This window comes from Binatus sp. (SeqCode) (assembly GCF_049584895.1).
In the GTDB taxonomy this organism is placed as follows: Bacteria; Desulfobacterota; Binatia; order Binatales; family Binataceae; genus Binatus.
This window is the reverse complement of the sequence record NZ_JBAUYR010000110.1, coordinates 21,302-31,288: the sequence shown is the minus strand read 5'-3', so window position 1 is coordinate 31,288 and position 9,987 is coordinate 21,302. Positions and strand designations below refer to the sequence as shown.

The window sequence follows — 9,987 nt, the reverse complement described above, 5'->3', positions numbered from 1 at the left end:
CTCATAAGGTTTCCCCGCACGAGACAGGGAACCGGATTTAATCGAGCGCGCGGGGACGCGCTACCAGCGGATTACCTGCTCGTAGATTTTTGGGAGCTGGCGCGGCAATGACGCGATGTCTTCGATTACCAGGTAGCGCGAGGACTGGCACATCTGGCGCAGGTAGTCGTGGCCGGTTTTATCGACCGTGATGCAGAACGGGAGGACGCCGGCGAGTTCGAGTTCTTTGAGCGCGACCATCGTGTCCTGGATGCCGTAGGCGTTGGAGCGGCGGTCGTGGCCGTAGTCGAAATCCTGCGGGAAGCCGTCGCTCAGCAGGATCATGTGCTTGGCGCGCGATGCAACGTCCTTGAATTTTTCGCGTACGTGACGAATCGCCGCGCCCATCCGGGTTGAGCGCTTGGGCTCCACAGAGCCGATGCGCGCCTTCACCTCGTCGCTCAGTTCCTGATCGAATTCCTTGATCACGTAGAACTCGACGTTGTCGCGACCGTGTCCCGAGAAACCCATGATCGCGTACGCGTCGCCGATTTCCTCGAGCGCCTGCGCCATGATCACGAGCGCTTCCTTGTTCACGTCGATGATGCGGCGCGGACGGTTGGCAGTTTGCGGCCTGCGCTGCCACGCCTTCATCCAGTCATCGGCGTCGTCATCGTCGGTATGCTTGCGCGGCTCGCGATGCACCGGCTCGTCGGTCGAGGCCGACATGTCGAGCAGGAACAGCGTTGCGACGTCGCGCGCTTCTTTCTTGCGAGCCTTGTAAAAGCGACCGTCGGGAGTCTCGCCCATCAGGCGTGCGACGCGCGCCTCGATCGTGCGGTCGATGTCGATTTCCTCGCCGTCCTCGAGTCCGCGAACCATCCGGTAGGACGCTGGGCGGATACGCTGGAAGTTGCGGCGCACTCCGGGCAGCATCTCGGCGTAGCGGACGAGCGTGTTCTCGTAGAAATCGCCCTCGTCGCCGGTGAGCGGAATTTCGCGCAATCGGCACCAGTTGCGGCGGTAGTCGTTCAGCACATAATCCCATTCGTCGTAGGCGTAGTACGAGTCCTGGCGCCCGCGGCCGATCATCAGGCGTCCCTGTCCGGTGACGGAGCCGACTTCGCCGAGCTGCTCGCGCATCTGCTCGAGCTCGCTGAGCTGCTTGCCAGTGAGTTGCGTCAGGTACATGCCGTCGCCGTCGGCGCTGCCGTCGCCCTGCGAGGGTTTGATCTCGGCGCCCTGCTCTATCAGCTTGCGCAATTCTTCGGGCGAGAGCGCCCTGCCCTGACCGCCCTTGGACTGCTTGCCGGAGACGTCCATCTGGACGTTCTGATCAGGCTCGCCGCCGCCGTCGCCTTGCTCGCCGTCCTCGCCTTCGCCGGCGGTTTGCGACTCCGAACCTTTCATTCCTTTGATCAGATCGTTGCGCATCCGCTCCGCTTCTTCTTCGGTGAGCGGATCGCCTTCGCCGCGCTCGCGCGCCTGCCGAATCAGCTCCTGGAGCCAATTGTAGAGCGCGCCGACCTGACGGACGCTGGTCATGACGTCGGCGCCGCGCGCACGAACCGGTGCGAAGTGATGCGATGCCATTAGTACCAGCGGGGATTCCAGCCCTTCGCCAGTCGCCTCGAGATCGAGCGCCGCGCGCACCAGCATCGTGCTGAGCGACTCGGGATGGAGTCGATCGAGCAGAGAACGGTTGAGCGTTGCGATGCGCGGTGCGAGTCCGCGATAGCGCCGCGCGAGTTCAGCGTCGATTCGCGCCGACTCCGCCAACCGCATCAGAGCGCCCGCGAGCCCCGGGTCGTCGAATGACGCGACGAAGCCGTCGATCGCCTCGACCCCCGTCTCGCCGCGCTCTTCGAAACCCGCTATGTCCGCGAGCTTCAGTTTGAACGTGCCGAAGTCGTGACGCGCTGCGAGGTGCGCGGTGGTGACGAAATAATAAATGTACGCGTCGCCGCGAGTACCGAACGGCTCGAGCCGCTCGGGCAGATAGATCATTTCGCCGGGCAGCAGCGGGTAGTGGAACGGCAGCATCGGGGCGCTGTTGGCGATCGAGTCGATGCGGAATTCCAGCGGGAACAGCATCCGCATGAATTTGGTCAGCACACCCTTAATTTCGAAGAGGTTCTGAGCTGTCTCGGCAACTTCGGGCATCGTCGTATTAATGATTGTTACTTAGACCGGTACATGGATGCAATTTAGAGTTCGTCCTTCCAGTTGAGCCGGTTTCGCTGAGCGACGTGTATACGGGCTTGACTGAATCAGTACGTACGTCCATATTGAATTTCAGTCAGCTGCAGTCTGACGCATAAATTCCCCTCCAAGGAGTTCACTATGAATACCCCCGTTGTTTTGATTACTGGCGCCCTCACCGGAATTGGACGAGCCACCGCCATTGCCTTCGCGAAAGACGGTGCGCGCATCGTCGTCTCCGGCCGCCGCGACGAAGTCGGTCAAAAATTGGTCGAGGAACTCCGTTCTCTCGGAGCAGAAGCCGAATATTGGCGTACCGATGTACGTCACGACGAAGATGTCGCGACCTGGTCGATAAGACCGTCGCGCGCTTCGGTCGCCTCGATGTCGCCGTCAATAACGCCGGTACTGAAGGCAAGACTGGCCCGGTGACAGAACAAACCGCTGAGAGCTACGCCGCCACCTTCGACACCAACGTCCTGGGCACACTGCTGAGCATGAAGCATGAACTGCGCGTGATGCTGCCGCAGGGCAGCGGGAGCATCGTCAATATTTCATCGTCCTACGGAAGCGTGGGCGCTCCGGGAGCCTCCGTTTACGTGGCGAGCAAACATGCGGTGGAAGGGATGACCAAGTCGGCCGCACTGGAAGTCGCGGGGACCGGCGTTCGCGTAAACGTCGTGGCTCCGGGAACTACGGATACGGGCATGCTCACGCGCTTCACCAGTACAGATGAAAATAAACTGGCACTCGTCTCGACTGTGCCATTCAAACGTCTCGCAACGCCTGAGGAGATCGCTCATGTGATCGTCTTTGTGGCGTCCGCGAACGCTTCATACATGACCGGCGCGTCGATCGCGGTGGATGGAGGAATTCTCGCTGGCTAAGGACATCGTGCTGAAAACACGCAGCGCTGAGCGATCGGCGCCGCGAGCCTCCTTGACGACTTAAATACGAGCGTACATATTGCGATTGGTGGCCAGACCATCACATCGGGAGAAAATCTTGACCGAAGGACTCCGCGTCGTGCATGAGCGCGGGTATGGCGGCGCGAGCGTCCGCGACATCGTCGAAGCCGCTGGAGTGCCGCAGGGGTCGTTCACCAATCACTTCGCTTCGAAAGAAGCCTTCTGTCTTGAAATACTCGATCTCTATTTCAAAGACGTCCGCGCGATGATCCAGAGGACTCTGCGCAATGACTCGCTTCCGGCGCTTAAGCGCCTGCACGCCTTCGTCGATGCGCAGATCAAGTATCTCAATCGGATCGGTTGGCGTAACGGATGTCTCATCGGCAATTTCAGCGCCGAAGCGAGCGAGCACAGCGAAATGATCAGGAAGCGGCTGGTCGAAATATATGAGGAGATGCGCCAGTCGGTCGCATATTGCCTGAGAGCAGCGGTGAAGCTTGGCGAGGTGCCGCAGAAGACTGAATGCGACGAGCTCGCGGGTTTCCTGATTGCGTCATTGCAAGGCGCGATACTTCAGTCGAAGACCGAGCGCAACTCGGTTCCCCTCGAACGGTTTAAGCATCTGATCTTCTCAACCCTCCTGGCTTGAACGGTTTTCTCAGGGCAGGCGAGGAACGTCCCCTACACCTCTCCCTCCGAGAGCGGTTGATCTAATTCCTTGACTTGGCTGCGAACCGCAGACTTAGATTGATCCATATCTATGCGCATCATTATTTTTGGCAATCATTGCCGTCTCGTCCTTGGGACGGTGCTCGGTATCCTTATATGTATCGCCGCCTCGGGGCCCGCGCGCGCGGGAATGGCAGATGCGGTCAAGGCTCAGACGCTGCCCAACGGGCTTCGAGTGCTGGTGCTCGAAAATCACAAGGCTCCGCTCGCGACCTTCAACGTCTTCTACCGCGTCGGCTCGCGCAACGAGCAGTTCGGCAAGACCGGACTGTCGCATCTGTGCGAGCATCTGATGTTCAAGGGGACCAAGAAGCTCGGGCCTGAAGAGTTTTCGCAAATAATCCAGCAGAACGGCGGCGAGGACAACGCGTTCACCGAATCTGACTTCACCGATTATTTCGAGACCATCAACAAGGATCATCTCGACGTGCCGATCACGCTCGAAGCGGATCGGATGGCCAACTTCGAGCCGAAGGAATTCGACAAGGAGAAGCACGTCGTGCTCGAGGAGCGGCGAATGCGCACCGAAGACAATCCGGAGGACGCCCTCGACGAGATGGTCCGCTCGCAAGCGTACGTGGCGCATCCGTATCACTGGCCGGTCATCGGATGGTTCCACGACGTTGACGGGCTGACGCTGGCGGACGCGATGGCGTATCACAAAATCTATTACTCGCCGCAAAACGCGCTGATCGTCGCGGTCGGCGATTTCGATTCCGACCAGGTGCTCAAGCTAATCAGCGAGGCATTCGCGGGAATCAAGAACGGGCCCAAGCCGCCGCCCTTGACGGATCTCGAGCCGCCGCAAACCGGGACCCGGCGCGTCGAGCTGCAGCATGCGGCCAATCTGCCGGCGTTCGAAGAGGCGTATCACGTTCCGAATATCTCGAGCCCGGACAGTTTCCCGCTCGAAGTTGCATCTGAGATTCTGAGCGACGGACAGAGCTCGCGCCTCTACAAGAAGCTGGTGGTCGAAAAACAGATGGTCGTGGATATTGGCGCGGGCTACGACATGACGTCGTTCGATCCAGGGCTGTTCGTAGTGTCGGCGCAGATGCGCCCTGGAGTGACAGCGGCTAATACGCAAGTCGAAATCGAGAAGGAGCTCGCCGCGATGCGCGATGCTCCTGTCGGCGCTGAGGAACTGCAAAAGGCCAAGAATCTCGAGCAGGCGCAATTCGTGTACGGGCAGGACTCGGTCATGCGCGAGGCCGAGATGCTCGGCGTGTACGAAATGCTCGGCGACTATCACCTGGTCGACAAATATCTCGACGGAATCGACAAGGTGACCGCGGCTGATGTGCAGCGCGTAATGAAAACTTACATGGTTGCGTCCAACATGACCGAAGGCGTGCTGGTGCCGACCGGCGTCCTGCCGCACGGAAACGGCGGACTGAGCGGCGGAGAATTGCGATGAGCGGCGCGGCAACTCGAATGAAAACGTTTGCGGGTGTCGCGGCGATCGCGGCGTTGGTCTTTGCGGCTACGCCCTCGCATGCGCTCGACATCAAGAAGATGACGCTGAGCAACGGCGCGACCCTGCTCGTCTCGGAACAGCATCAACTGCCGATGGTGACGGTGATGGTCGAGTTCGACGCGGGCACGCGCCGCGATCCGAAGGGCAAGGAAGGCCTGGCCGAGTTGACGGCGCGATGTCTCTCGCAGGGCACCAAAGATCTTACCGCGCCGGAGTTCGATCAGAAAGTCGATTTCATGGGTAGCTCGGTCGGAGTGTCGGCCGGCCGCGACTATTCGACCGCCGGGATGACGTCGCTCAAGAAGTACCAGGGCGAGACGCTCCAACTCCTTTCGGGAATTTTGACCGAGCCTGGACTTCGGGACGCCGATATTGAACGCAAACGCGCCGAGCAGATCGCGCAAATCAAGGCAGCGGAGGAAGAACCGGGCTACACCGCCGACGTGGAATTCACCAAAGACCTGTTCGGCGACGCGCCGTATGGGCATCCGGGCGCGGGCTACGCCGATTCGGTGGCGAAACTCACGAACGACGACGTGCGCGGTTTCTACCATGACTACTACAAGCTCGGCAGCGCGATCATCGCGGTGGCCGGCGACGTGACCGCCGACGAAGTTAAAGCATCACTTGAGAAAGCGCTGACAGGCCTTTCGGGCTCGGTTTCCCCGCAGCCTGAGCCGCCGCCAATCACCGTTCCGGCGGGACTTCACGTGAAACTGATCGATCGAAACGTGATGCAGGCGAACATCATAATGGGCTCGGGCGGGGTCGAGCGCTCGAACCCGGATTTCTACCGGCTCAAGGTCATGAACTACATCCTGGGCGGCGGCGGGTTTTCCTCACGCCTGGTGAAGATCGTTCGCAGCGCGCACGGACTCGCCTACTCCGTCAACAGCGGTTTCGAGCCGGGCAAATTTCAGGGCGCATTCACCATCGGCCTGCAGACCAAGAACGAAAGCTCGAATGAAGCGATCGATCTCGTGCTGCAGCAGCTTCGCGAGATCCAGGAAAAGCCGGTCAGCGACGCCGAGCTGGACGGCGCGAAAAAGTTCCTCATCGGCAGCTTTCCGCTGGGGCTCGAGCGGCAGAATGCGATCGCGTCCTTCATGATACAGGTCGAGTTTTACGGCCTGGGGCTCGACTACGCCGATCAGTATCCGAAGCTTATCGGATCGGTCACCAAGGATGACGTGCTGGAAGTCGCGAAAAAATATCTGCATCCCGATGCGATGATCGTCGTCGCGGTCGCGAATCAGAGCGAAGCGAAGATCAAAACCTCGGATTTGGAGAAAGCAGCCGACGCCCCAAGCGCGCAATAGCGACGCGTTGATCTTCACGATCGGGCACTCGACGCATCCGATCGAGCGCTTTCTCGAATTATTGGGGGAGCATCGCATCGCGATCGTCGCCGACGTGCGATCGTTTCCGAGCTCGAAGCGGTGGCCGCAGTTCAACCAGGCGGAACTGTCCGCGTCACTCGAGCGTGCGAACATCGAGTATCGATGGATTAAGAAGCTTGGCGGCCGGCGCAGTTCGAAACGTCCCGATTCGCCGCACACAGCGTGGCAGCTTCCTGCGTTCCGATCGTACGCGGATTACACGGAGACAGCGGATTTTGAAGATGGCTTGCGCGAATTGACGCAAGCTGGGGCGGCCTCGCGAACTGCGTACATGTGTTCCGAAGGACTATGGTGGCGATGTCATCGGCGAATCATCTCGGACAATCTCGTGATTCGCGATTGGACGGTCGAACACATTATGCCGACCGGGAAATTGTCGCCGCATGCGCTCGCGCCGTTCGCGCGCGTGGTTGACGGACGGATTGTCTACGACGTTACGGCCGCCACCGAATCAGACTAAGCGGCGACGCGATGGTTGAGGGCTTCGCGTAGAAAGCCCGCGGTGTACGACGCCTTCACGCCGGCGACTTCCTCAGGCGTGCCCTTAGCGACGACCTGGCCGCCGCGATCGCCGCCCTCGGGCCCGAGATCGATCAGGTAGTCGGCAGTCTTGATGACGTCGAGGTTGTGCTCGATCACGACAATCGTATTGCCCGCGTCGGCGAGGCGCCCGAGCACTCCCAGCAGCCGCTTGATGTCGTCGAAGTGGAGGCCGGTGGTCGGCTCGTCGAGGATATAAAATGTGCGGCCGGTTGCGCGCCTCGCCAGTTCCTTGGCGAGCTTGATGCGCTGGGCCTCGCCGCCGGACAGGGTAGTCGCCGACTGGCCGAGATGAATGTAGTCGAGACCGACGTCGCGCAGGGTTTCGAGCTTCTGGCGGATCGGCGGGACTGAGCCGAGGAATTCGACCGCGTCGAGCACGGTCATGTTGAGCACCTCGGCGATATTCTTGCCCTTGTACTGAATCTCGAGGGTGTCGCGATTGTAGCGCTTGCCGCCGCAGACCTCGCAGGTGACGTAAACGTCGGGCAGAAAGTGCATCTCGATGCGGATGATGCCGTCGCCCTCGCACGCCTCGCATCGCCCGCCCTTGACGTTGAACGAAAATCGTCCCGGCCCGTAACCGCGCATCCGCGCCTCGGGCAGTTGCGCAAACAGCTCGCGGATATGGGTGAACAGGCCGGTGTAAGTCGCGGGATTGGATCGCGGCGTGCGCCCGATCGGGCTTTGATCGACGTGGATGACCTTGTCGAGATGCTCGACGCCCTCGAGCGTTTTGTACGCGCCCGCACGCTCGCGGCTGTGATTCAGCTTCTGCGAGAGCGCGCGATACATCGTGTCGAGCACGAGAGTCGACTTGCCGGAACCCGAAACGCCGGTGATGCAAGTGAAGACGCCGAGCGGAATCGCGACCGTGAGATCGCGCAGATTATTTTCGTGCGCGCCCTTGACCGTCAGCCATCGGCCCGAGAGCTGCCGACGGCGCGACGGCACCGGAATCTCGACTTGTCCCGAAAGATATTTCCCGGTGAGCGAGTTCTCGTCGCGCATCACGTCATCGGGAGTGCCTTGCGAAACGATGTAGCCGCCGTGGATTCCGGCGCCCGGCCCCATGTCGATCAGGTGATCGGCCTCGAGCATCGTCTCGCGATCGTGCTCGACCACCAGCACGGTGTTGCCGAGTTCCTTCAGGCGCTTGAGCGTCGCGAGGAGCCGCTGATTGTCGCGCTGATGAAGTCCGATCGACGGCTCGTCGAGAATATAAAGCACGCCGACGAGGCTCGATCCGATTTGCGTGGCGAGCCGAATGCGCTGGCCCTCGCCGCCGGAGAGGCTTCCCGACGCGCGGTCGAGCGTCAGGTACTCGAGGCCGACGTCCGCGAGAAAATTCAGCCGCTCGCGAATTTCCTTCAAAATGAGTTTCGCGATTTCAGCTTCCTGCGCGCTCAGCTTCGGCGCGGCGAAGAACGCGAGCGCCTGTTTGATCGACATCGCAGTCACTTCGGAAATCGATTTGTTGTTGAAGCGCACGAACAGGCTTTCCTTCTTGAGCCGCGCGCCGTCGCAGGTCGGACACGGCCGCATGTTCATGTACGCCTCGAGAAACTCGCGCACGCTCTCGGATTCAGTTTCCTTGTAGCGTCGATCGAGCCACTGCAGCACACCCTCGAAGGTCTTCGAGTATTCGGCGCGATGATGCCCGCGCTGATAGGCGAACTCGATCTCCTCGCTGCCCGAGCCGTACATGATCGCCTTGCGCACCTTGGCCGGAATTTCTTTCCACGGCTGATCGAGGCTGAACTTGTAATGCTTCGCGAGCGCGTCGAGCACCGGCTGCAGATAGTTCATCGTCGCCCACGGCGCGATCGCGCCATCGGCAATGCTCAAATCTTCGTTCTGCACCACCAGCTCGGGATCGAAATACATGATCGATCCGATCCCCGAGCATTCCGCGCAGGCGCCGTGCGGACTGTTGAACGAGAACATTCGCGGCTCGATCTCCGGATACGAGATTCCGCAATCGACGCACGCGAAACGCTGACTGAAATAAATCTCGCTCTCATTCTTCGGCCCTTCCAGGCGCTCGACCTTGAGCAGGTCCTGCCCGTATTTGAACGCGACTTCGAGTGAGTCCGACAGCCGCTTCTCGATTCCCTTGCGGATCGCGAGCCGATCGACCATCACCTCGATAGTGTGCCGCTGATTCTTGTTCAACACCGGCTCTTCGCCCAGTTCGTGGAGCTTGCCGTCGATCTTCACGCGCACAAATCCCGCGCGCTTCATCTCGGACAGCTCCTTGCGATACTCGCCCTTGCGATCGCGGACGATCGGCGCGAGCACGTGAATCCGCGAGCCGTCCGGCCATCCCATGATTCGATCGACGATCTGCTGCACGCTCTGCTGCGTGATTTCTTTGCCGCAGTTGTAACAGAACGCATGACCCACCCGCGCAAAGAGCAGGCGCAGGTAGTCGTAAATTTCGGTGATCGTGCCGACGGTCGAGCGCGGGTTGCGCGAGGTGGTCTTCTGCTCGATCGAGATTGCGGGCGACAGTCCCTCGATCGAATCGACGTCGGGCTTTTCCATCTGCTCGAGGAACTGGCGCGCATACGCCGACAGCGATTCGACGTAGCGGCGCTGGCCCTCGGCGTAAATCGTGTCGAAGGCGAGCGAGGACTTGCCCGATCCGGAAAGTCCGGTGATCACGACCAGGCGGTCGCGCGGAATCTCGAGATCGATGTTCTTGAGATTGTGTTCGCGCGCGCCCTTGATGACGATTCGATCGGCCATC

At 60.5% G+C, this 9,987-nt stretch carries 6 protein-coding genes and 1 pseudogene; 5 read left to right on the top strand and 2 right to left on the bottom strand.

Annotated elements, in window-relative coordinates:
* Positions 1-60 precede the first annotated feature (60 nt).
* Positions 61-2,142, bottom strand: coding sequence for a nitric oxide reductase activation protein NorD (locus WB650_RS19580; RefSeq protein WP_422303422.1), 2,082 nt, complete (start codon positions 2,140-2,142; stop codon positions 61-63).
* 180 nt (positions 2,143-2,322) lie between these two features.
* Here WB650_RS19580 and WB650_RS19575 point away from each other — a divergent pair.
* The 5 genes and pseudogenes from WB650_RS19575 to WB650_RS19555 all read left to right on the top strand — a co-directional run bounded on the left by WB650_RS19575 (position 2,323) and on the right by WB650_RS19555 (position 7,155).
* Positions 2,323-3,068: pseudogene (locus tag WB650_RS19575) on the top strand (SDR family NAD(P)-dependent oxidoreductase).
* 118 nt (positions 3,069-3,186) lie between these two features.
* Positions 3,187-3,738: a TetR family transcriptional regulator C-terminal domain-containing protein gene (locus WB650_RS19570; protein ID WP_423961690.1), complete on the top strand. Its 552-nt coding sequence runs from the start codon at positions 3,187-3,189 to the stop codon at positions 3,736-3,738.
* A 111-nt stretch (positions 3,739-3,849) separates the two neighbouring features.
* Complete coding sequence (locus WB650_RS19565; protein WP_422306757.1) at positions 3,850-5,235, top strand: M16 family metallopeptidase; 1,386 nt, start codon at positions 3,850-3,852, stop codon at positions 5,233-5,235.
* Positions 5,232-6,614: a M16 family metallopeptidase gene (locus tag WB650_RS19560; protein WP_423961689.1), complete on the top strand. Its 1,383-nt coding sequence runs from the start codon at positions 5,232-5,234 to the stop codon at positions 6,612-6,614. Before WB650_RS19565 ends, WB650_RS19560 begins: the two co-directional genes overlap by 4 nt.
* Positions 6,615-6,621: 7 nt before the next feature.
* Positions 6,622-7,155 carry a DUF488 family protein gene (locus WB650_RS19555; RefSeq protein ID WP_422306331.1) on the top strand — a complete coding sequence of 178 codons (534 nt, stop codon included), beginning with the start codon at positions 6,622-6,624 and terminating at the stop codon, positions 7,153-7,155.
* Here the strand turns inward: WB650_RS19555 and uvrA are convergent.
* Positions 7,152-9,986 (bottom strand): excinuclease ABC subunit UvrA, encoded by a 2,835-nt coding sequence (uvrA, locus tag WB650_RS19550; RefSeq protein WP_423961686.1) that lies wholly within the window; start codon positions 9,984-9,986, stop codon positions 7,152-7,154. The genes WB650_RS19555 and uvrA overlap by 4 nt on opposite strands.
* Position 9,987: the final 1 nt, after the last annotated feature.